Raw genomic sequence first — 20,834 nt, 5'->3', positions numbered from 1 at the left:
TCACACACCGACCACTTGCCGAAGCAGCTGGATGGTTTCATCGTAGGTGACGAGTTCGTCGGTGCGTTGTTTGAGGAAGTTGCGGATGCTTTCTATTTTCTGTAGTGCTTCGTCGGCGGTAGCATCGGAGCCCTGTTTGTATTCACCCACCTTGACCAGTAATTCGATTTCTTCATATTTGGCCAGCAATTCCCTGAGCCGACCTGCAGCGGCTTTGTGTTCGGCAGGGGTAATGGCATTCATCACACGACTGGCACTGGAGAGTACATCAATAGCCGGGTAGTGATTAGCCGCAGCGAGTTTTCTGGACAGAATAATGTGCCCATCCAGAATCGACCGGGTTTCATCGGCAACGGGTTCGGACATGTCATCGCCTTCTACCAGAACGGTATAAAGAGCTGTTATGGAGCCGGTATGAGACATGCCAGCCCGCTCCATCAGCTTGGGCAGCGTTGCGAAAACGGAAGGCGGGAAACCCCGTCGGGTGGGTGGCTCGCCTGCGGCAAGACCAATTTCACGCTGGGCACGGGCAAAACGGGTCACCGAATCCATTAACAGCAGAACTCGCTTGTCTTTATCCCTGAAATATTCAGCAACCGCTGTTGCTGTGTAGGCTGCTTTGGCGCGTTCCATGGATGATTTGTCGGATGTGGCAACGATTATAACGGATTTCTGAACGCCTTCAGGGCCAAGGTCGTGTTCGATAAATTCCCGCAGTTCCCGCCCCCGTTCACCAATCAGCGCCAGTACCGTGACATCGACTTCTGCCCCTTTCACCAGCATGGAAAGCAGGGTGGACTTACCACCACCGGCGGCTGCGAAAATACCCATTCGCTGGCCTTCACCACAGGTCAGGATGCCATCGAGAACACGAAGCCCAAGTGGCAGCGGTTTTTCGATGATTTTACGAGTCATCGGGTCAGGGCTGTCTGCGTAAACCGGGTAATAGGTTTCCGGTTCAATACCGTCAAAAGCGTTCTTCTCCAGAGGGTCGCCCATACCATCCAGTACGTGCCCCAGCAGGTGGGGACCTACTCCAACGTGGTGTACTTTGCCGGTAGGAATGACTTCAGTGGTGGAGGATATCCCCATGATCTCGCCCATGGGTGACAGGACGGTTTCGTGTCCCTGAAAACCGACGACTTCGGCATAACTGGCCTGTTCTTCCCCGGGGGTAACCAGTTCGCACAGCTCGCCAATTTTAACGCCGGGGACGGCAGCCTTGATGATCATGCCCTGTACTTCGGTAACCCGGCCGCGAATGTCTACCAGACGCTCACCACCTACGGCACTTTCAAGGGCATCCGTTAAATACTTTAATGCTTCTGCCAAATCGAATCCTCCTGCCTGTTCATCGGTTGCCGGAGAAAATTCACAGAGAAAAAAAGGGCCGTTAAGCCCTTTCTTTCTCGCATGTTATTCCGTTACACCATCATGCCCATGTCACCGGGGCCTCCGGAACCAGGCTGTGGTGCAGAGGTGCTGGCTGCCGGTGTAGCGTCTTCATCTACGTTATCCACTTCGGACACAATCCATTCCAGGGTGTTCACGAACTTTTCCAGAGTTGACTCAAAGTTACCGTAGTCGCTGGAAGCCAGCATGGAGCGAATCAGCAGAACTTCGGTTTTGTCATGGTTCAGGGAAATGAAGGAACCCTGCATGCTGTGGTGCTGAAGATTAAGGGATAGCAGCTTTTCGAACAGCTGGAGGCGGGAGTCATCGTGAGCATCCATGGGTTTGACTGAAGAAACGAAGACCAAAGCTTCATCTTCTTCAAGGTATTCCATGTTGACAATCAACGTGTCATCGAAGCAGAGCCCGCAAGCATCGTGTTCGTTCAGACTAAGTTCGCCAAGACCAATGCTCTCGGCGAAATGCTGCAGATTCTCTTCGACGTTCTGCTTGTAAGACATTTGACCATACCCTCCGCTGGCATCAAGTCATCAAATCCGGAATAAGAAAAACTACTTTCATTCAGTATATATGGCTGTTGCCAAGAGCGTGGGGGATTTAATCACTTATTTTTTATTCCCGGTTTTCTCTTGATTGCAGCAGTTACAGAACCCTAATAATGAGCATCGGTCAGGCAGCGGCAAAGTTAATAGCAGGCTGAAAACTTTTTTGTGGATTCAGTGTCTGTCATAACATTGACCGGCTGCGACGGTGCAGGCTGTTTTCCATGTATACTGCGTCACTATTGAGTGAATTAGATACAGGTAAGGCATTGAAACGGGTGTTAGAGAGTAGATCGGGTGAAAACCCCTCGAATGAGCAACCAGACAGTGACTGGATGCGTGAAGCACTGGCTGAAGCCCACAAAGGCTGGGAAAAACTGGAAGTGCCGGTCGGTGCGGTGATCGTTCAAAATGGTGAGATCATTGCCCGTGCCCACAATCAGCCGATTTCCGGTTGTAACCCGGTTGCTCACGCGGAAATACTGGCTCTGCAGCAGGCTGCCAGGGCGCTGGGAAACTACCGGCTGGTGGATTGTGACCTCTATGTAACCCTTGAACCTTGCACTATGTGTGCAGGTGCTATTATTCATAGCCGCATTCGCAGGGTGATTTTTGGTGCCTGCGAGCCCAAATCCGGCGCTGTGGTCAGTGTCACCCAAGTGCTGGATCAACCGCAGATGAACTATCGGGTGGAAGTAACCCGGGGTGTTCTTCAAGACGAATGCAGTGAAATGATGTCGGCTTTTTTCAGGGAACGACGTAGACAGAAAAAAGAAGAAAGGAAGCGCTTGCGGTTGTGTTATACCAATTCCGCTTTCTAAATATGATCATGAGCAAGTCATTCTGGGTCACGGGACAAGGCGGAACGACGAGTAATAGCGAGCTATTGCGAGGAGTTCCAACGCAGCTCCCGTGATTCAGAATGGCTGCGCAATTTATGTTTAGAAGGTGGAATTGGTATTAGTGACTGACCGGAGCAGGAATAAGCAGTGATGTGTATTTACCATGACTGGTTTCCGTACCGCAGTTTCGATTATCATAGCCGCCTTGATCCCCCTGAGTTCTGCTGAACAGTGCGTCATAAGCAGTGAACAGGCTGCCTGTGATGAGCTTTCAGCTTCATAAACTGTATTTTCACGGTAAAAGCATGCTGATATTGCGTGGTGCTCCCGCCCTTTCTCCGTTTCGCAGCAAAAAATTGCTGGAAACTCTACAAAACGCTATTCCGGAAGTGTCCGGTGTTTTTGCTGACTACCAGCATTTCGTTCAGAACAGTGAGGCGCTGTCTGAACAGGAACTGATGGTTCTGAAGCAACTGTTGACCTATGGCCCCCGTTTACAGGAAGGCAGCAGCACAGGAAAGCTTCTGCTGGTGCTGCCCCGTCCCGGTACAATTTCTCCCTGGTCCAGTAAAGCGTCTGATATTGCTCATAACTGTGGCTTAAGTAATGTTCAGCGCATTGAGCGCGGCATTGCCTATTACATTCATGCTGAAGAAGCGTTGACTGAACAGCAGGTCTCTATAGTCAGCGAGTTAATCCATGACCGAATGACCGAAGCGGTACTGGATGATCTGCAGGCCGCTGAAGCCCTGTTTGCAGAGTCCGGGCCAGCTCCTCTGACCACCGTTGATGTTCTGGATGGTGGCAAACAAGCTCTGGAACAGGCAAACCAGTCACTGGGTCTTGCGCTGGCAGACGATGAAGTTGACTATCTGGTTGAGAGCTACATCAGGCTGAAGCGGAATCCGACCGATGTCGAGCTGATGATGTTTGCACAGGCCAACTCGGAACATTGCCGCCATAAAATCTTCAATGCCACATGGACTATTGACGGGCAGAAACAGGATCATTCGCTGTTTCAGATGATTCGCAATACTCACACCATGAGCAGTGAAGGCGTGTTGTCGGCCTACAAAGATAACGCGTCGGTGATTGAAGGCTTCAGAGCTGGCCGTTTCTTCCCAAACCCGGAAACCAAAACCTACGACTACCATCAGGAATCGATTCATATCCTGATGAAGATGGAAACCCACAACCATCCAACCGCTATTGCTCCCTGGGCAGGTGCTGCGACAGGCTCTGGCGGGGAAATTCGTGATGAAGGCGCAACGGGTAAAGGCTCCAAACCCAAGGCGGGTCTTACCGGCTTTACCGTTTCCAACCTGAATATTCCCGGCTACGAACAGCCATGGGAAAAGGGCTATGGCAAACCCGGTCGCATTGTCTCCGCGCTGGATATCATGATCGATGGCCCACTGGGTGGTGCCGGTTTCAACAACGAGTTTGGTCGCCCGAACCTGTGCGGCTACTTCCGAACTTACGAACAGACTGCCAAGGCTGCAACCGGTGAGGAAGTGCGTGGCTATCACAAACCCATCATGTTGGCGGGCGGTCTGGGTAATATCCGGGCTGATCATGTTGAAAAGGGTGAAATACCTGTCGGCGCCAAACTGATTGTTCTGGGTGGCCCGGCCATGCAGATTGGTCTGGGTGGTGGTGCAGCTTCATCCATGACATCGGGTGAGGGGCAGGAAGATCTCGATTTTGCCAGCGTTCAGCGGGATAACCCGGAGATGGAACGCCGCTGTCAGGAAGTCATTGATCAATGCTGGCAGCTAGGTGACGAGAACCCTATTGCCTTTATCCATGACGTAGGCGCAGGTGGTTTGTCCAACGCATTGCCCGAGCTGGTTAGCGACGGAGATCGTGGCGGTCGTTTCCAGATGCGGGACATTCTGAATGACGAGCCGGGCATGTCACCTCTGGCTCTGTGGTGTAACGAATCTCAGGAACGTTACGTGATGGCAGTGGCTCCGGAAAATATGGAGCTGTTTGAAGCTATCTGTCAGCGTGAGCGTTGTCTGTATGCGGTGGTGGGTGAAGCGACAGAAGAAAAACACTTGCTGGTTGAAGACTCGCACTTTGACAATAAGCCGGTGGACATGCCGTTGGACGTTCTGCTGGGTAAACCGCCTCGCATGCATCGGGATGTGGAGTCGGTTCAGGTTAAACAGGATGCCATCGATCTGAGTGGCATATCGCTGGAAGAAGCTTATGAGCGTGTTTTAAAACTGCCCTCTGTTGCCAGCAAAAGTTTCCTGATCACCATCGGTGACCGAACCATTACCGGTCAGGTCACCCGGGATCAGATGGTCGGCCCCTGGCAGGTGCCGGTTGCCAACTGTGCGGTCACTACCACCTCTTTTGATACCTACACGGGTGAAGCCATGTCCATGGGTGAACGTACACCTGTGGCGATTATCAACGGTCCGGCTTCCGGTCGTATGGCGATTGGTGAAGCGATTACCAATATTGCGTCTGCCCGCATTGAAAAGATGGGTGATATCAAGTTATCTGCCAACTGGATGGCTCCTGCCGGTCATCCCGGTGAAGACGAAAAACTCTATGAAACCGTCAAGGCGGTGGGTATGGAGCTGTGCCCCGAACTGGGTATCGCGATTCCTGTAGGCAAGGATTCTATGTCCATGCGCACCAGCTGGAAAGAAGAGGGTGAAGACAAGTCGGTCACCTCGCCACTGTCTCTGGTGATTTCAGCTTTTGCTCCGGTCAAAGATGTTCGTAAAACAGTGACGCCTCAGGTACGGCTGGACAAAGGCGATAGCCGCCTGCTGTTAGTAGATCTGGGTCGTGGCAAAAACCGTCTGGGTGGTTCGGCTCTGGCACAGGTGTTCGGACAGATTGGTGATACGGCTGCCGATGTCGATTCTGCAGAAGACCTGAAAGCTTACTTTGTTGCTATTCAGCAATTGATGGAACAGGGACTTTTGCTGGCTTATCACGACCGTGCTGACGGTGGCCTGTTTACCACGCTGGTCGAGATGGCCTTTGCCGGACGTGCCGGCATGGACATTCATCTGGAGAAACTGGTTCAGTCATCGGATGATATTCTGCCAGCACTGTTTAACGAAGAACTGGGTGCGGTTCTTCAGGTGCGTGCGCAGGATAAAGGAAGGGTTAAGGATATTCTGGCAGAAGCGGGTTTGGGTGAATGTACTCACACCATTGGTACCCTGCGTCAGGATCAGCGTGTGAACCTGCTGTTCAGGGGCAAGACGCTGACGTCTGAAAGCCGTGTGAAATATCAACGCTGGTGGGCAGAAACCAGCTATCGAATCCAGGCGCTGCGTGACAATCCCGAGTGTGCTCGTCAGGAGTTTGATAACCTGCTGGACGATCGTGATTCGGGTCTGCATGCCTCTTTGCCATTTGATATCAATAACGATGTGGCGGCGCCCTTCATTGCCACCGGTGTTCGTCCTCAGGTCGCTATTCTGCGAGAGCAGGGTGTAAACGGCCATGTAGAAATGGCGGCAGCCTTCGATAAGGCAGGTTTTGCGGCTGTTGATGTGCATATGAGCGATATCCTGAATGGTCGCCGTCAGCTGGATGAATTTACCGGTTTGGTGGCCTGTGGCGGCTTCTCTTACGGTGATGTGCTGGGTGCAGGGGAAGGTTGGGCGAAATCTATTTTGTTCAACCGTCGTGCCCGTGAACAGTTTGCTGCCTTCTTCGATCGGAAAAACAGCTTTGCTCTGGGTGTCTGCAACGGTTGCCAGATGTTCTCCAATCTCCATGAGCTGATTCCCGGTGCCGAGGCGTGGCCGCATTTTGTGCGCAATCAGTCCGAGCAGTTCGAAGCACGGTTTGCCATGGTGGAAGTTCAGAAAAGTCACTCAATCTTCCTGCGTGGCATGGAAGGCTCCCGTATGCCGATTGCCGTGGCTCATGGTGAAGGCCATGCCGAGTTTCGCAAGGCAGAGCATATTCAGCATCTGCAGGAGTCCGGGCAATTGACATTGCGCTATGTGGATAACCAGGGGCAGGCGACAGAACGCTATCCTTACAACCCTAATGGTTCACCCGGCGGGATTACCGGCCTGACCTCTGCCGATGGCAGGGTGACGATTATGATGCCCCATCCTGAGCGAGTCTTCAGAACCGTTCAGAACAGCTGGCATCCGGACAACTGGCAGGATGATTCGCCCTGGTTGCGGATGTTCCGCAATGCACGAGTGTGGGTTGACTGATAATCTGGCTGATAGGGTTGTAACTCCCTGACTGGCAGAGGCTCCAATGAGTACAATAAAGGAGCAGGCTTGTAATACCAATTCCGTCTTCTAAATATGACCATGAGCAAGTCATTCTAAATCGCTGGGCAAGGAAGAATGACGAGTAATAGCTGGCTACTTGTGCCCTTTGGGTATTGCGAGGAGTTCTGACGCAGAGCCAGTGGTTTGGAATGGCTGCGCAATTCATGTTTAGAAGATGGAATTGGTATAAAAGGCCGCTCCTTTTTTAACACTAAACATCATACCCTGAGCGGTTGGCAATAAAGGATGATGCAGGAGATGACATTTATGACAAACAAAATCAAACAGGCTGGCCTTGCTGTCCTTGTTGCCGTTTCGCTGACCGGCTGTATGTCCGATTTGACGGGTACCACTTATTCCAGTGGTGAAGCGAGACAGATGCAGGTTGTCCGTTTTGGCACAGTGGCTGAAGCCCGTTTTGTAAAACTTCAAGGCACTGAGGGTGAAGTGGGTACACTGGCGGGCGGTGCAACCGGTGCCGTTCTGGGTTCCCAGATTGGTGGGCGCAATGAAGGCATTATTGGTGGTATTGCCGGTGCTGTGGCTGGCGGTGTACTCGGTAATATGGCCGAGAAAAAGCTCACCACCAAACAGGGCATTGAAATTACTGTGCGTTTGGAAGATGGTTCTTATGTCTCTGTGGTTCAGCAGCATGATCCTGCTGCGACTTTTAACGCCGGTGATCGGGTGAAGGTTCTGACCCAAGGCACAACCAGCCGTGTGGTGCGCGTTCAGTAAGCGTTAGTGCGTCAGATTCTATAAAGCCGCTCTTTGCTATTCAGCATGGAGCGGCTTTTTTGTTAAGGCATTTCTTTGTCTGGCTCAGGTTCCAGCAGATAGTAATCTGTTGTGAATTCTATCGGTGGCTCTACATCCAGACGGCTGACAGGTTTGAAGTTATGGCTGCCTATATAAATGGCTTCAGGGTAATTGCTCTTTAAACGTTCCTGTACTTCTCCTGTTTTCTTTCGGCCATGACGTATCAGAATCATACCACCCTTGGTACGAAAGTCGGCAGGATCCATCCACAGGCTTTCAGCAGGATTCAGTCCAAAAAAGGGGATCGGGTCATACTGGCTGTAGGCTGCCAGTTCGGCGATGTGGTAATGTAATCCGCCCAAATAAGGCATTGGGTAATCGTGATGCTTCTGCCAGAGTTTTTCGGCGTAGGCCATCTCTTCGCGGGCAGGCATGTATTCGTCTGATTCCCAGAACCGTTCTTTATATAAGGGCTTATAGTACTGATAACCGGTTCTTAAGGCACAGAAAGTGAGACCAAGTGCTAAGCAGCAGACAACGAGGGTTTTGAATCGTTTGTAGGGTATTTCGGGCTGCAACCTGACCAGAAGAAACAGTGGTAGCCAGGCGAAGTAAGGGGTTGCCCAGCGGGGGATCAGCTTTTCTCCGGTTACTAGCCCAAACAATAGAGTCAGCACAAACGGTCCCAGTGCAATAGCCGTAAGAAAACGGGATTTGAATGCGCTGTAGTGGCTGTCTTGCGTTCTGGCGCAGTAAAGGGGAATGCATAGCAGCAACAGGGGAATAATGTTGTTAAAACTGTTGATGGTGAAGGATAGCGGGTAATAAAAGCGCGAACTGGATTGAATATCAGGATTATTAACGTAAGTGTCTTCCAGATAACCAACCGCTGCAAAGTCATTCTCCATCAGCCAATGTACGTGCGGTAAAGCAATCAGGGCGGCAACGACTCCGCCCAGCCATGGGCCTGCTGTTTTCAGGTTGCTTATGCCTTCTTTGGTAATGAACAACACCACCAAAAGAGGCAGAAACAAAACGGCAGCCTGATACTTTGCCAAAATCGCAAGACCTGCCAAAACGCCGGTTAATAACCAGTATTTGAGCGATTCACGAGTGACCGCAAAATAAAAGGTCAGTGCCAGCAGCGCCCAGACAGGACCCTGAATGGTGTCGGGTGTTACCCTTTCTATCCGGTTGCTATAAAACAAAACACCCTGTAATAAAAAAACAGCCAGTAGTGCGCCATGGGTGGGTAGATATTCTCTGGCCAGCCGCCATACAGCAATAAAAACAATAACAATGGACAACTGCGCCAGAAAGTAGACCGGAAGGTCTGAAGTTTCACTCAACCGGGCAAACAGGGCTGTTATCCAGGCCGCCAGTGGCGGGTGTTTGTCGTAACCCCATTGCCAGAGGTTGCCCCAGGTGATGCCTTCCAGCGTGTCGGAATTAAGTGTGTGCCGAACCCAGTTGGGAGCCAGTGTCCACAGGGTAATCTGAAACAGGCAAAGGAGACCGAGCCATCGTAAAGGGTGTTTCAGCGTATCATTGGCATCAGGATGCGGGTGATCCATGGTTTATTGAAAACCTCACAAGCTTAATGGTGTTTTCTCTGCAGTCAGCAATGAACTCTTGACTTTTAAGGTAGTTATATTCCTGCAGCCGGGTTCTGGAGTGGTCAAACTGACCCGGACTGGCCGCGCGTGCAGGGTGGCACATCACCAATCCATAGTGTTGCAAATGATGCATCCATTGTCGCATGTACTGTCTGAAAGGCTGGTTGGGTGTCAGGGAATATACACCCGCAAACGATGAATTATGATGAATGCTATTGCTTTGCAGTTGTCTGGAAAATGCCTTGGCACCACTGCCTACAATAATTTGGGCTTTTAAGTCTGACGTTGCAGATACCATTGGATAAGCACTTCGAACCCAAAAACGTTCAGATAAGGAATAACGACTGATCACTTTCAGCAGGGCGTCGCGAACCTGAGGCAAATGATGTACATGCTGATGACCGTCGATAAAATCAGGAAAAAAACCAGTTGCCGAGGTAAAGGCTTCAAACTGTGCAGAAATTTCTTCCACCAGATGACCGGTATTCAGCAGGCGCAGATGACTGAGTGCCAGCATTTTTCCCAGACCGGGCAGACCATTAACAAAGGCATTACTGAGGCCGCTACCTTCGGTAAAGTTCAGGTGCAGGCCGATATCAGCCTGAGTTCGGATATCGTTGACAAAATGAACAGACTCTTGCCAGTAATCTGAAGTTACCAGGCAGCTGGTGGCCTGAACTCGCTGTTGTTGAATCAGTTCAACAATTGCTCTCGATACCTGAGGGTGCATACCATAGTCGTCTGCGCAAAGAGTCAGCTTTTTCATCGAAACGCCCAGTATTTGCTGAGAGTAAAGGTGATAACAGGAATAGTGATCAGGACAATAAAACTGGACACCAGATAATGCAGCGATGTGTAAACAATCAGCAACGTATAGAAAGACTGATTCAGTAAGAAGCTGCAAAGTAACTGTACCATCAGGTAGCGCAGTGCAGCCGAGGGATTATGGGATTTGTGATTAAATGTCCACAGGCTTTGACCGCAAAAGCTGGCTGTAAAAGCAAAGACAAAAGCAATGATATTGCCAATCACAGGGTCCAGTGCCAGAAAGTTCACACCCAGCCAGAGTGTGATCAGGTGAACCAACGCCGCAAAGGCCCCTACCACGGTAAACTTAATGATCTGCATGAATGACCGTTGTCGTCGTGTTACTGTTTTTTATTAAAACCAATTTGTCGTTGAATCAGATATTTGGGTCGTTGTTTGACTTCATTGAATATACCGGCGATGTATTCCCCCAGCACCCAGAGAGACAGCAGTTGTATACCTCCGATAAACGTAATGGCAACGATGACGGTTGGCCAACCGGGCAGAGGAGTGCCGAGAAAAAGCGTCCTGAATATAATGAAAAAGGCGTAAAACACCGAGATAATCGAGATCAGCAGACCCAGTCCGCCCACAATTCTCAATGGTAACGTGGTAAATGCAGTAATGCCGGATAAGGCGAGACTGGTCAGTTTGGCAAACCCCCAACCGGATTCCCCGGCCATACGATCCTGAACCTGAAAAGGCAGTCCGATGGTTTTGTACCCGACCCAGGCGTAGATGCCTTTCATAAACCGGTTGCGTTCGGGCATGGATTTGAGGGCTTCAATCACCTTGCGATCCATCAGTCGGAAATCACCGGCGTGAGCAGGCACATTTATTCCCGTACTGTAGTGCATGATCTGATAAAAGAGTTGAGCACCTTTTTTCTTGAGATAGGATTCGTTGTCTCTGTCCTGACGAATCCCGTAGACCATCTGATAGCCTTGCCGCCAGTAATCGACAAAGACCGAAATCATGTCCAGAGGGTGTTGAAAATCGGCATCGATCAGAATAACAGCATCGCTGTCTGTGGCATCAATACCTGCTGTCAGCGCGGTTTCCTTGCCAAAGTTGCGGGAGAGTTCAAGCAGCTTGATATGTTGCCCGTCGCAATAGCCTTCTACCAGCTGGACAGTGTTGTCCTGGCTGCCGTCGTCCACCACGATAATCTCGTAATCCGGCGTGATTCCCTGTAGCCGTTCCTGTAGCGCTTCCAGAAATTGTGCAATGACCGGTCCTTCGTTATACACGGGTACTACACAGCTCAGGCTAAAGGAAGTGTTGTCGGTCATCAGCACTCCGGTTGTTTCTTTTATGATTATTGGTAACAGATCAGTTAACAGCACCAGTATAAACGGTTATGGTTGTAAACCCTAATTAGATGACTCGGGACTGGTTTTGGTAAGGTATGCCCATAAAGTCGTCGCAACGTTTTCGGCTTGAGGTTTGATATGAGAAAGGAAGTACTTTGGGGTGCAGGTCTGGCAGTGGGCATTGGTGCAATTGTCACCGGTCTGTTTCTATTGCCGGATGACAACAAAGAGGCTGCGACGGAGTTGCCAGCAGAAGCGGTTGTTGAGGAAACCGTTATGTTCCAGGAACCAATGGGCAATGAACCGGTGTTTCCTGAAGGCTATGACTTTGATAAAGACGACAGCGCAGGCTCCGTGACCCGTATTGTGATTCAGAATGGCACGGAGGATTCGGATGAAATCTCCAGTATTCTTTCTGAAAAAGTCATTATTGATAACCAGGTAGTGGATAAGTCTGCCGGGATTCAGTAAGAATTTGAATGGATAAGCATTTTGTAGGATATTTCTCACAGGCAGTACTGTCATCTGCCTATAGCTCGTCTGATCCCGGTATTGTTATCTTGTAATTGCAAGGACAGCACTCATCACATGGATGTGATACAACCTGCCAAGGAATTGGCGGGTTTATTTTTTGTACCTTTCCTCAAAACCTTGTTTTCCCTTCTTTCCTGCGTTGCAAAAGTCTCGTTTCTCTGGTGAACTTGGAACGGCTGATAATCAACCGCTATTTTTATAACTTCTAATAAATAGATTATCAAAAAGGATTTTATGTACCCTTTTATACGTCTTCTGACGTCAAGTATCAAAGCGCGATTTGCTCCGCCCGTCCCTGCTGATGGTGTTTGTGAAACCACCTTTCGGTGCCAGCCATTGGATCTGGATATGTTTATGGAAGTCAATAATGGCCGCGTGCTGACTTTATACGATATTGGCCGCTTTGATTTGTCTATCCGAACAGGCTTGTCTGCTGTACTGAGAAAAAATCGCTGGGGATTTGTGGTCGCAGGCAGTTCTGTTCGTTACAGGCGTCGGGTCAGAATGTTTGACCGGGTAACCATGCGAACTCAGCTGTTGGGCATGGAAGGCCGCTGGTCCTATGTGGCGCAGTCCATGTGGGTAAAAGGACAACCGGTTTCCTCCGTTCTGTTGAGAACGGCCATTACCAGTAAAAGTGGCACTGTGCCCACTGAGGATGTACTGCGTGAGATGGGTATAGAGCAATGGAAAACCGAATTGCCTGACTGGGTAAAAGCATGGGCTGAAGGCGATGCTTTACGCCCATGGCCGCCAGAGCCATAGCCGCCGGAACCATAGCCTGATAGCAGGGTGTTCCTGTTGTGTGATTCCCGCCCGTGGTACTCTCTCATTGTTCCAGCCTGTTAATGGAGTACTTAATGTCGCCACTGATTGAACCAGAAGTTCTGGCTACTCTGCTGAATGATGATCGCATCGTGATTATTGATGCCCGTTATGATCTGGGCAATGCTTCTGCGGGACGTGCCTTGTATCAGCAGGGACATTTGCCGGGAGCCTGTTATGTTGATTTGGAAGACGATTTGTCGGGAACCATTATCCTGGGGAAAACAGGACGACATCCGTTGCCTGAACCGGATGTTTTTTTGCAGCGTGTTTGCAGCTGGGGCATAAACGATGACATTCATGTCGTCGTTTATGACGATGGTGGGCATGCCATGGCAGCAAGAGCATGGTGGCAATTGCGTTGGATAGGTGTCCGGCATGTCAGTGTACTGCATGGTGGTTATAAAGCCTGGCTGGCTGGCAAGTACCCTGTAACTTCCGAGTTACCAGAAGTTCGCTTCAGTCATTTCGTAAGTCACTTGCATGATAATGAAACCGTGTCTGCCGACACGATTGCAGATCAACTTGAAGATCCGCGTTTTGTATTGGTTGATGCACGGTCTTATGAGCGTTATGCAGGGGAGTCGGAGCCCATAGACGCAAAGGCTGGTCATATTCCCGGAGCGTTGTGCCACCCTTTCTCGGACAATATGGATGATGAGGGGCGGTTCCTGTCACCGGAAAAGCTCAAACAGACGTTCAGCGCTTTACTGCCTGTCGGGCTGGAACCTGTTTTTTACTGTGGCTCGGGTGTGACTGCTTGCCATAACCTCCTGGCCATGGAATATGCAGGGTTGTCAGGCGCAAAGCTCTATCCGGGTTCCTGGAGTGAGTGGATTACGGATGAATCCCGTCCTGTTGGTACGCTGTGAAGGAGTCAGAACACGCGGTGCTGACTCCTTTAAATGCCATCATCTACGCAGAGGAGTCAGTTCTCGAATCTCTTTTTCGCCTGCCAGCTTCATAATAATCTGATCCTGAGTCTGAAAACCGGAAATGCACATTTCCACTTCATAGCAATTACGATCGGTGTTGTGCTCTGCAGAGAAGTGGTTGATTTTCAATTCATAGTCCACATCTGAGTGAAGCACTCTTTCCAGGTTGCCAAGGCTGCCGGTGGTGACCAGTTTCAGTTTCAGATAACTCACTGTCTTGTCCTTTTTACTGTGAAAATGCTGTTATTTCATTGAAAGCGTAATGCTGTGAATTAACGGCAATTTCTGCTCATGGTTGATTACCTGCATCTGTTTCCTTTACTGGCAGATGCGATAAGGCGTTTCATTCACCCAAAAAAAAGCCCCCGGATCGTATTGATGCGGGGGCCTGTTCAGTGCTTTTCAGCTATCCACAACAGACCCCGCACCACATCATCATAATGGAGCGTTTCTTAAGGGTGTTGGTCATGGAAGTCTGAAAAGTCATGTTTAGGTAAAACTATCTAATCGAGTTCGTTGTGTACTGTATAACAGTGATTTTCGACTGTGTAAAGTCCGTAGAGCTTATTGGTGCTTTAATACCCGTTTATTTGTGTGATTATGTGAACTTGTTAGTTTGCGGTGGCGGTTAATGGTTGCCTCTGCAAATGCAAAAAATGTTTGAGCGCAGAACACAGCTTTGTTGATTTAAGTGTTGTAGTATTGCCAGCTTGAGTAATATTGATTCATGAGAGAAGTGAATGAAGCAATGGAATATTGACAGCTGGAGAGAGATGCCCGTTATCCAGCTGCCAGAGTATCCAGATCAGGCACACCTGCAACAGGTCGAAAACCGGTTGCGTAAAATGCCGCCGCTGGTATTTGCTGGTGAAGTGCGGGAGTTGCGCAGACGTCTGGCCCAGGCGACGGAAGGGAAGGCTTTCCTGTTGCAGGGTGGCGATTGCGCTGAAAGTTTTCTGGAATTCAGTGCCGATAATATTCGTGACACCTTTAAAGTACTGATGCAGATGGCCGTGGTACTGACCTTCGGTGCCAGTTCTCCGGTGATCAAGGTAGGTCGAGTGGCCGGTCAGTTTGCCAAGCCACGTACTTCCGGTACAGAAACCATCAATGGTCTCGAGCTGCCCATTTACCGTGGTGACATCATCAACGGGATGGATTTTTCAGCCGAAAGTCGCACACCAGACCCTGAGCGCATGCTGATGGCCTATCATCAGGCAGCTTCAACACTGAACCTGTTGCGCGCTTTTGCACAGGGTGGTCTGGCTTCTCTGGAACAGGTGCATGCCTGGAATCTGGACTTTGTCGCCAATAGTCCACAGTCTGAGCAGTATTCACATCTTGCTGACCGCATTGATGAATCGCTTGATTTTATGCGAGCCTGCGGGATTACTGCTGAAAACTCTGCCGCTATTAGCGAAACCGATTTTTATACCTCCCACGAATCGTTGCTGCTGCCTTATGAACAGGCAATGACCCGTCAGGACAGCCTGACCGGCGACTGGTATGACTGTTCAGCGCACATGTTATGGATTGGCGACCGGACTCGTCAGGTTGAAGGTGCGCACGTTGAATTTGCCCGTGGTATTCACAATCCGATTGGTTTGAAAGCGGGTCCTACGTTGCCTCCGGAAGATTTAATCAGGTTGATTGACCTGTTGAACCCTGAGAATGAAGCGGGTCGGCTGAATGTCATTGTGCGAATGGGTGCGGACAATGTTGAGAGCAATCTGCCAAACCTGATTCGTGCGGTTGAGCGGGAAGGTAAAAAGGTCTTGTGGAGTTGTGACCCGATGCACGGCAACACCATTAAAGCGGATAACGGCTATAAAACCCGTGAAGTATCAAAGGTACTGACTGAAGTTAAACAGTTCTTTGAAGTACACCGTGCTGAAGGTACTTACGCAGGCGGTGTTCACTTTGAAATGACCGGACAGAATGTCACGGAATGTATTGGCGGGGCTCGACCCGTGACAGTTGACAGCCTTGGCAACCGTTATCATACCCACTGTGATCCGCGCCTGAACGCCGATCAGGCTCTGGAGCTGGCTTACCTGATCGCAGAAACGATGAAGGATTGCCGAAAACTCAGTAATCAGTGAAAAGTAATGATTAAAAGCCGGATTCAGATTGTAGAAGGTGATATCACCCAAATGTCAGTGGATGGCATAGTGAATGCCGCTAACAGTCGCCTGGCTGGCGGCGGTGGAGTGGATGGAGCTATACATCAGGCGGCAGGTGTTGAACAACTTCAGCAAGCCTGTCGACAATACGACGGATGCCCAACAGGGCAAGTGCGTTCGACTCCGGCTTTTAATCTTCCGGCACAAAGGGTACTGCACACCGTTGGGCCGGTATGGCAGGGTGGTCAGGCCGGTGAAGCCGAATTACTTCGCTCCTGTTATCAAAGTACACTGGAACTGGCAGTGCAGGAACAGCTCAAGAGTCTTGCTTTCCCAGCAATTAGCTGTGGTGTTTATGGTTATCCTCATGAAGAGGCAGCCCGGATAGCTATCACGACAGTTGCTGAGTGGCTGAAAACGTCGCCCTCTCCAGACAAAATTATATTTGTTCTTTTTAGTCAGCCAATGGTAGATATCTACCGTCGTATATTTCGAGAAGTTGCAGAGAAGTAGCTTTGGAGTAGGGGATTGACACGATTGGTCAGATAACTAAAATGGATTCCGAGTGATACTCGGCGTGTAGCGCAGCCTGGTAGCGCATTTCGTTCGGGACGAAAGGGTCGGAGGTTCGAATCCTCTCACGCCGACCAGTAAAATCAAGGGTTACAGTTATGTAGCTCTTCTTTTGTGCCTGAATAAAGGCGTTTGAGAACAAAAGTGAGAACAAAACAACTGTTTAAGTTGTGTCTGTCGTTCATTTTGAACCCTTGACTTTGGAGGCTTTACGAATATAGATTTTCTTGCCTGCCTCTGTTCGAGGTGACGTACTAGATACGTTGATAGTGATTTCTTGAGATGAATTCACCAATTACTTTATCGTGCAGTTCTCGGTTGAAGGTTACCGAGACTTGGTTTAGCCACATAACGCCTGGTTCAGCCGCGCCGCCGACGGCGGCGTCGGGTGGAGGGGCGCAGCCCCGGAACGAACTGGAACCATTTGTTATGTTGCAGCTTGTGGCACAAAGCTGATTTTCACCTTGTAACCAATAGCTTTTGCATAGTCTTCGATTGTTGACAGCTTCGGTGATGTTTTTGAGTTGACGTTCTCAAGTCGTGAGATATTGCTTTTCTGCGTGTGCAGAATCTCAGCCAACTCTTCTTGGGTTAAACCTGCTTCTTTACGCAAGGCAATGAGCTGTTTGCGCAGCTCATAAGCCAATTCAAGTTCTTCGTATTCAGCTCTTACTTCTGGATTTTTGAGAGCTTTTTTCTTGAAATCAGAAAATGTTGGTCTTGTCATTTTTTGACCTCCTTCATTCGTTTTCTGGCAAGTTCCAGCTCTTTTTTTGGTGTTTTCTGAGTCTTCTTGATGAAGGAGTTAAGAACTATAACCTCTTGCCCCTTGACCTGACAGAACAGAGAACGACCGATACCTTCTTTGCCTTTTGCTCTAATCTCAAAGAGACCGTCACCCATTGGAGCTGTATATGGCTTGCCAAGAGCAGGACCAAATTCTTCAATCATTTCAGCTATATGGATGAAGTTAGCCAAGATCCCCGAAGGGAAACTCAGAGTCTCTTCCTCTATTTTCTTGCTGTAAAACGTAATACGCCACTTCATACAGAAAGGGGTAGTGGCACAGTTCTGTGATTCTAGCCCTGTCTGCTAAAATACGACATTCGGCAACTTTGAAAAATGCGGTTTAAAAATGTGCCTTACGCAAGTCCTCTGTACAACATGTGGCAGTAACCAAGTTCGGCCTTTCGGATACAGCACTCATGATGTTCCACGATACTATTGCTGTAATGACAAATGTGAAATCAAAACCTTCATGCTTGAATATCGCTACAAGGCCTGTGAGCCTGGCGTTAAAGAAAAAATCATCGATATGGCAATAAATGGCAGCGGAATCAGGGATACAAGTAAAGTACTCGGAATAAGCAAGACAACAGTAATAAAGACTCTAAAAAAAAAGAAAGCGGTCTGGTAAAGGTCAACCCAAATATTCAAACTATTGATCTCAAGTCAGATGCAATTATTCATGTAGGGCTTGTCTGCCAAGAGGCTGAGCTAGATGAGCAGTGGTCGTATGTTCATGATAAATCGAACCAACGCTGGCTTTGGTATGCTGTTGATCACGCTACAAATACCGTGCTTGCTTATGTTTTCGGAAAACGGAAAGATGAAGTTTTTAAAGAACTCAAAACACTTCTGAAGCCATTTGGTATTAATAAATTTTACACCGATGATTGGGGAGCCTATGAGCGACACCTTGATGAAAACATGCATATTATTGGTAAAGCAAACACTCAGAAGATAGAGCGTAAAAACCTTAATTTTCGGACTTGGATTAAACGGTTGGCCAGAAAGACAATTTGTTTTTCAAAGCTCGAAAAGATGCACGATATTGTTATTGGATTATTGATTAATAAAGTTGAGTTTGGGGTCAATATTCACGCGATATAACAGTTCTGGCCCACTACCCAGAAAGGTTATCATATTTGATAACTCTTGCAAGAAATAGTTCCCTGAGATTTATGAGGGGTTGGCTGCTGCGACATAACGCCGTTTTCACCTGCCAAGCCGAAGGCGCAGTTCTGGTGGAAAACTTTGTTATGTGCGATCTCATTGATAGAAAAGGAAAATAAAATGTCATTAATTGCTCACGCAAAAAAAGAATTTGAAATCGCTGGCTGGCCTGGTGATGACGAAATGCAAAAAATGATGTGCGACTGCTTACTTGAACTGCTGGAAACTTTCTCGAAGCAAGGGCATAGCGGTTTCAGCGCACCTTACTGTCTCGAACACTTTGATAAGCTGGCTCGTTTCCAGACGATCTCGCCGCTAACTGGTGAAGATGATGAATGGGTAGACGTTGGTGATGGTATGTTCCAGAACAAAAGGGATAGCACCGTGTTCAAAGAAAACGGGGAAGCCTATTGGTTGGATGGAAAAATCTTCCGTGACAAGGATGGCTGTACCTATACAAATAGTGACAGTCGAGTACCCGTTACCTTCCCTTGGGTACGACCTGAATCAGAAATAGTTGATGTTGATGAATAGCACATAACGCCTGCATAAGCCGCCGCCGAAGGCAGTCGGGTGAGCGCAGCGAACGAACTGGAACCATTTGTTAGCTGTTCCTTCCAAACTGTGAACTCGCGCATTTTTGCCCAACATTATCTACTCCGGACCCCAGCCACATACTCTGAACCCAAATGCCCGACGTTACTCAGAACCTGAGTTTTTTTGCCCCAGAGACTGACTCTGCTGCCTATTCTGGCGTTGCACGATGGAAAGAAACTCTGAACCTGCTTGCCGCCCGTAAACTCAGAAGGTGATGCGAATGGAATGAGCCAAAAACTCCTAAGGAACTGTCCTTTAATAAATTCTTTTTTTACCCAGCCTTTGGAACAGCCGTATAGTTCCAGCTGGGTAAAAATTTGTCGAACCGTATAGTCATCTTTTCCTTATAATCTGCTGCATATTTTCGCCCTGTTTTATAAACCTTATCCATGATGCGCACCGCCACTTGAAGCCCCTTGGTGGTTTCTGCTTTTTCTATGTAATGCTTCGCAACCTCCACCGTTTCCAACGGCACGCCCTGGCAGGCCCTTGTCACATGGGGAAACACACGGTGCTCGATCGGATTATACTTCGAGCAGTAGGATGGCAGGTGAGCAATACGAATTTTCAATTTCAGGCGGTCTGCAAGTGACTCTAAATCTTCTTTGAACAGGTATGACCTGGACGCGTTGCTGCCACCGCAATCACAAAAAACGAGCATTTCGTTCTCGTTGGGGTAATCTGAACGGCCTTTTTCCTTCCACCATAATTCGATGCTGTCGCATGCAAGCTCTGATGTATCTCGACTGGTATTCAGGTGTATGGATGCTTCATTTTTTCCAAGGTCATAGATACCGTGAGGAATGAGCTTGCCTTTGCCGTAGCTGGGAAAGTCATGATCGTTCACGATTGTCGGTTCAGTGGCATCCGTTACACCTTCACGGTAGAAATTGCCCAACTCCTCTTTCTTTTTCGTATCAATGCTCAAAACAGGCTTACCCGCTTCGAGGTATTGCTGTTTCAATCGTGCAATATTTTCAAACTGGGCGTTGCGATCTTTATGCTGCTTCATTGTCCTCTTTTTCTGGGGCTTGCGACGGCGGAATCCCAGTTTGTGAAGCCGTTTTGAAACAACATTCTTGTTCGCTGGTGTGCCGCTTTCTTTCAGCCTTTGAGCAATTTGTCGTCGGGAAAGATTTGTCCATTTTACCTCCTGGCGCATCGGGTCGCCTGCGGTGTGATCTTTCAGAATCACAAGAAGGCGGTCAGCCAGTTCGGGAAATATCTGAGTCAGAGGTTTTCGACCTCCGCCTTTTTTTTCGTTGGCGCTCGGTATCAAGCGGTTTTTCTGATTCCAGCTCCTGAATGCCATGAGTTATCGTTTTTGGATCGCATTTCAAAAGTTCCGAAATATAATGAATGCCGCCATGCCCTAACTTTTGAGCCTCAACAGCAGCATAGCGGCGGCGGTCTCGCTCGTTGAGTGAGGTATATAGGCGAATCATCTGGCGTTTTATTGCAGCAGGATATTCATTCATGATCCTTTCCAGAGACAGGATGAAGCGGCAAGGATTATCCAGCATTCATGACTTCAGGAAAACAGGGATATTATTTCAGGTCAATTCCTAAAGCTCACCAGCATCACGGCTTTTACAGTGGTCGTTTGCATTTGGAAAATCGACAGTTGCATCTGCTGGATGAGTTGTGAACAGCCTCTAAAGGGTTGGTTCATGCAAGTTCGAGCCTTTCACTACAGTCGGTAAGCCTTATGTCTATGAGGCTTACCGT

Annotated in this window: 22 protein-coding genes and 1 tRNA gene; 12 read left to right on the top strand and 11 right to left on the bottom strand. The window is 49.0% G+C overall.

Annotated elements, in window-relative coordinates; genetic code table 11:
* Positions 1 to 1,332 carry a type III secretion system ATPase SctN gene (sctN, locus tag EZMO1_RS17135; RefSeq protein ID WP_034876848.1) on the bottom strand — a complete coding sequence of 444 codons (1,332 nt, stop codon included), beginning with the start codon at positions 1,330 to 1,332 and terminating at the stop codon, positions 1 to 3.
* A gap of 92 nt (positions 1,333 to 1,424) precedes the next feature.
* Positions 1,425 to 1,913: a type III secretion system chaperone gene (locus EZMO1_RS17130; protein WP_034876851.1), complete on the bottom strand. Its 489-nt coding sequence runs from the start codon at positions 1,911 to 1,913 to the stop codon at positions 1,425 to 1,427.
* A 284-nt stretch (positions 1,914 to 2,197) separates the two neighbouring features.
* Here EZMO1_RS17130 and tadA point away from each other — a divergent pair, with 284 nt between their 5' ends.
* The 3 genes from tadA (at position 2,198) to EZMO1_RS17115 (ending at position 7,806) form a co-directional block, all read left to right on the top strand.
* Positions 2,198 to 2,776, top strand: a complete 579-nt coding sequence (gene tadA / locus EZMO1_RS17125; protein ID WP_244886707.1) for a tRNA adenosine(34) deaminase TadA — start codon at positions 2,198 to 2,200, stop codon at positions 2,774 to 2,776.
* Between the two features lie 326 nt (positions 2,777 to 3,102).
* Positions 3,103 to 7,005, top strand: a complete 3,903-nt coding sequence (purL, locus tag EZMO1_RS17120; RefSeq protein WP_034877539.1) for a phosphoribosylformylglycinamidine synthase — start codon at positions 3,103 to 3,105, stop codon at positions 7,003 to 7,005.
* A 330-nt stretch (positions 7,006 to 7,335) separates the two neighbouring features.
* Positions 7,336 to 7,806: an outer membrane lipoprotein gene (locus tag EZMO1_RS17115; protein ID WP_051790175.1), complete on the top strand. Its 471-nt coding sequence runs from the start codon at positions 7,336 to 7,338 to the stop codon at positions 7,804 to 7,806.
* Positions 7,807 to 7,868: 62 nt separating this feature from the next.
* On the opposite strand, the gene EZMO1_RS17110 is transcribed toward EZMO1_RS17115, so the two are convergent.
* From EZMO1_RS17110 to EZMO1_RS17095, 4 genes are read right to left on the bottom strand one after another with little or no spacing between them, the layout of a single operon-like run.
* Positions 7,869 to 9,401, bottom strand: coding sequence for a glycosyltransferase family 39 protein (locus tag EZMO1_RS17110; protein ID WP_051790085.1), 1,533 nt, complete (start codon positions 9,399 to 9,401; stop codon positions 7,869 to 7,871).
* Positions 9,382 to 10,209, bottom strand: coding sequence for a ChbG/HpnK family deacetylase (locus EZMO1_RS17105; protein ID WP_034876857.1), 828 nt, complete (start codon positions 10,207 to 10,209; stop codon positions 9,382 to 9,384). The genes EZMO1_RS17110 and EZMO1_RS17105 overlap by 20 nt, the downstream gene beginning before the upstream one ends.
* Positions 10,206 to 10,571 (bottom strand): GtrA family protein, encoded by a 366-nt coding sequence (locus tag EZMO1_RS17100; protein ID WP_034876871.1) that lies wholly within the window; start codon positions 10,569 to 10,571, stop codon positions 10,206 to 10,208. The genes EZMO1_RS17105 and EZMO1_RS17100 overlap by 4 nt, the downstream gene beginning before the upstream one ends.
* Positions 10,572 to 10,591: 20 nt before the next feature.
* Positions 10,592 to 11,542, bottom strand: coding sequence for a glycosyltransferase family 2 protein (locus EZMO1_RS17095; protein WP_034877548.1), 951 nt, complete (start codon positions 11,540 to 11,542; stop codon positions 10,592 to 10,594).
* Positions 11,543 to 11,701: 159 nt separating this feature from the next.
* Here EZMO1_RS17095 and EZMO1_RS17090 point away from each other — a divergent pair, with 159 nt between their 5' ends.
* The 3 genes from EZMO1_RS17090 (at position 11,702) to EZMO1_RS17080 (ending at position 13,794) form a co-directional block, all read left to right on the top strand.
* Positions 11,702 to 12,034, top strand: a complete 333-nt coding sequence (locus EZMO1_RS17090; protein ID WP_034876874.1) for a hypothetical protein — start codon at positions 11,702 to 11,704, stop codon at positions 12,032 to 12,034.
* Between the two features lie 297 nt (positions 12,035 to 12,331).
* Entirely contained in the window at positions 12,332 to 12,862 is a 531-nt protein-coding gene (locus tag EZMO1_RS17085; RefSeq protein WP_034876877.1) for an acyl-CoA thioesterase, read from the top strand.
* Positions 12,863 to 12,957: 95 nt separating this feature from the next.
* Positions 12,958 to 13,794 (top strand): sulfurtransferase, encoded by an 837-nt coding sequence (locus EZMO1_RS17080; protein ID WP_034876880.1) that lies wholly within the window; start codon positions 12,958 to 12,960, stop codon positions 13,792 to 13,794.
* 39 nt (positions 13,795 to 13,833) lie between these two features.
* Here the strand turns inward: EZMO1_RS17080 and EZMO1_RS17075 are convergent, their stop codons facing one another.
* Positions 13,834 to 14,070, bottom strand: a complete 237-nt coding sequence (locus tag EZMO1_RS17075) for a hypothetical protein (protein WP_034876883.1) — start codon at positions 14,068 to 14,070, stop codon at positions 13,834 to 13,836.
* Between the two features lie 527 nt (positions 14,071 to 14,597).
* On the opposite strand from EZMO1_RS17075, the gene EZMO1_RS17070 reads away from it, so the two are divergent.
* The 3 genes from EZMO1_RS17070 to EZMO1_RS17060 all read left to right on the top strand — a co-directional run bounded on the left by EZMO1_RS17070 (position 14,598) and on the right by EZMO1_RS17060 (position 16,630).
* Complete coding sequence (locus tag EZMO1_RS17070) at positions 14,598 to 15,959, top strand: class II 3-deoxy-7-phosphoheptulonate synthase (protein WP_034876886.1); 1,362 nt, start codon at positions 14,598 to 14,600, stop codon at positions 15,957 to 15,959.
* Between the two features lie 6 nt (positions 15,960 to 15,965).
* Positions 15,966 to 16,493 (top strand): O-acetyl-ADP-ribose deacetylase, encoded by a 528-nt coding sequence (locus tag EZMO1_RS17065; protein ID WP_034876889.1) that lies wholly within the window; start codon positions 15,966 to 15,968, stop codon positions 16,491 to 16,493.
* Positions 16,494 to 16,553: 60 nt separating this feature from the next.
* Positions 16,554 to 16,630 (top strand) — tRNA-Pro (locus EZMO1_RS17060).
* Positions 16,631 to 16,980: 350 nt separating this feature from the next.
* On the opposite strand, the gene EZMO1_RS17055 is transcribed toward EZMO1_RS17060, so the two are convergent.
* On the bottom strand, positions 16,981 to 17,280 hold the full coding sequence (locus EZMO1_RS17055; RefSeq protein ID WP_034876891.1) for a helix-turn-helix domain-containing protein: 300 nt from the start codon (positions 17,278 to 17,280) through the stop codon (positions 16,981 to 16,983).
* Positions 17,277 to 17,600, bottom strand: a complete 324-nt coding sequence (locus tag EZMO1_RS17050) for a type II toxin-antitoxin system RelE/ParE family toxin (RefSeq protein WP_034876894.1) — start codon at positions 17,598 to 17,600, stop codon at positions 17,277 to 17,279. Before EZMO1_RS17050 ends, EZMO1_RS17055 begins: the two co-directional genes overlap by 4 nt.
* Before the next feature lie 88 nt (positions 17,601 to 17,688).
* Between EZMO1_RS17050 and EZMO1_RS28250 the strand changes: the two genes are divergently transcribed.
* Positions 17,689 to 18,446 (top strand): IS1 family transposase gene (locus EZMO1_RS28250; RefSeq protein ID WP_420809906.1). Its coding sequence is split into 2 segments (ribosomal slippage): positions 17,689 to 17,956 and positions 17,956 to 18,446, totalling 759 coding nucleotides; the frame shifts between segments, so codons are not numbered across the junction.
* 183 nt (positions 18,447 to 18,629) lie between these two features.
* On the top strand, positions 18,630 to 19,043 hold the full coding sequence (locus EZMO1_RS17035; RefSeq protein ID WP_034876896.1) for a hypothetical protein: 414 nt from the start codon (positions 18,630 to 18,632) through the stop codon (positions 19,041 to 19,043).
* 334 nt (positions 19,044 to 19,377) lie between these two features.
* Here EZMO1_RS17035 and EZMO1_RS17030 read toward each other — a convergent pair whose 3' ends face one another.
* Together EZMO1_RS17030 and EZMO1_RS27400 are read right to left on the bottom strand one after the other, a co-directional pair.
* Positions 19,378 to 20,418 carry an ISAzo13 family transposase gene (locus tag EZMO1_RS17030; RefSeq protein ID WP_236632031.1) on the bottom strand — a complete coding sequence of 347 codons (1,041 nt, stop codon included), beginning with the start codon at positions 20,416 to 20,418 and terminating at the stop codon, positions 19,378 to 19,380.
* Positions 20,312 to 20,584, bottom strand: coding sequence for a hypothetical protein (locus EZMO1_RS27400; protein ID WP_160174141.1), 273 nt, complete (start codon positions 20,582 to 20,584; stop codon positions 20,312 to 20,314). Before EZMO1_RS27400 ends, EZMO1_RS17030 begins: the two co-directional genes overlap by 107 nt.
* 47 nt (positions 20,585 to 20,631) lie before the next feature.
* Here EZMO1_RS27400 and EZMO1_RS27835 point away from each other — a divergent pair, with 47 nt between their 5' ends.
* Entirely contained in the window at positions 20,632 to 20,754 is a 123-nt protein-coding gene (locus EZMO1_RS27835; protein ID WP_269077879.1) for a hypothetical protein, read from the top strand.
* Positions 20,755 to 20,834 lie beyond the last annotated feature (80 nt).

The sequence above is a fragment of the Endozoicomonas montiporae CL-33 genome (genome assembly GCF_001583435.1).
In the GTDB taxonomy this organism is placed as follows: Bacteria; Pseudomonadota; Gammaproteobacteria; order Pseudomonadales; family Endozoicomonadaceae; genus Endozoicomonas_A; species Endozoicomonas_A montiporae.
Note: the sequence above shows the minus strand (reverse complement) of the source record. Positions and strands in the feature narration are given on the sequence as shown.

Bases quoted from the DNA above. Each gene is read 5' to 3' on its own strand.
- EZMO1_RS17080 (WP_034876880.1), top strand. From the start codon at position 12,958: ATGTCGCCACTGATTGAACCAGAAGTTCTGGCTACTCTGCTGAATGAT.
- EZMO1_RS17055 (WP_034876891.1), bottom strand. From the start codon at position 17,280: ATGACAAGACCAACATTTTCTGATTTCAAGAAAAAAGCTCTCAAAAAT.
- EZMO1_RS17105 (WP_034876857.1), bottom strand. From the start codon at position 10,209: ATGAAAAAGCTGACTCTTTGCGCAGACGACTATGGTATGCACCCTCAG.
- EZMO1_RS17050 (WP_034876894.1), bottom strand. From the start codon at position 17,600: ATGAAGTGGCGTATTACGTTTTACAGCAAGAAAATAGAGGAAGAGACT.
- EZMO1_RS27400 (WP_160174141.1), bottom strand. From the start codon at position 20,584: ATGAATGAATATCCTGCTGCAATAAAACGCCAGATGATTCGCCTATAT.
- EZMO1_RS17030 (WP_236632031.1), bottom strand. From the start codon at position 20,418: ATGGCATTCAGGAGCTGGAATCAGAAAAACCGCTTGATACCGAGCGCC.
- EZMO1_RS17115 (WP_051790175.1), top strand. From the start codon at position 7,336: ATGACAAACAAAATCAAACAGGCTGGCCTTGCTGTCCTTGTTGCCGTT.
- EZMO1_RS17100 (WP_034876871.1), bottom strand. From the start codon at position 10,571: ATGCAGATCATTAAGTTTACCGTGGTAGGGGCCTTTGCGGCGTTGGTT.
- EZMO1_RS17095 (WP_034877548.1), bottom strand. From the start codon at position 11,542: ATGACCGACAACACTTCCTTTAGCCTGAGCTGTGTAGTACCCGTGTAT.
- EZMO1_RS17085 (WP_034876877.1), top strand. From the start codon at position 12,332: ATGTACCCTTTTATACGTCTTCTGACGTCAAGTATCAAAGCGCGATTT.
- EZMO1_RS17110 (WP_051790085.1), bottom strand. From the start codon at position 9,401: ATGGATCACCCGCATCCTGATGCCAATGATACGCTGAAACACCCTTTA.
- purL (WP_034877539.1), top strand. From the start codon at position 3,103: ATGCTGATATTGCGTGGTGCTCCCGCCCTTTCTCCGTTTCGCAGCAAA.
- EZMO1_RS17065 (WP_034876889.1), top strand. From the start codon at position 15,966: ATGATTAAAAGCCGGATTCAGATTGTAGAAGGTGATATCACCCAAATG.
- EZMO1_RS17130 (WP_034876851.1), bottom strand. From the start codon at position 1,913: ATGTCTTACAAGCAGAACGTCGAAGAGAATCTGCAGCATTTCGCCGAG.
- EZMO1_RS27835 (WP_269077879.1), top strand. From the start codon at position 20,632: ATGACTTCAGGAAAACAGGGATATTATTTCAGGTCAATTCCTAAAGCT.
- EZMO1_RS17070 (WP_034876886.1), top strand. From the start codon at position 14,598: ATGAAGCAATGGAATATTGACAGCTGGAGAGAGATGCCCGTTATCCAG.
- EZMO1_RS17090 (WP_034876874.1), top strand. From the start codon at position 11,702: ATGAGAAAGGAAGTACTTTGGGGTGCAGGTCTGGCAGTGGGCATTGGT.
- EZMO1_RS17035 (WP_034876896.1), top strand. From the start codon at position 18,630: ATGTCATTAATTGCTCACGCAAAAAAAGAATTTGAAATCGCTGGCTGG.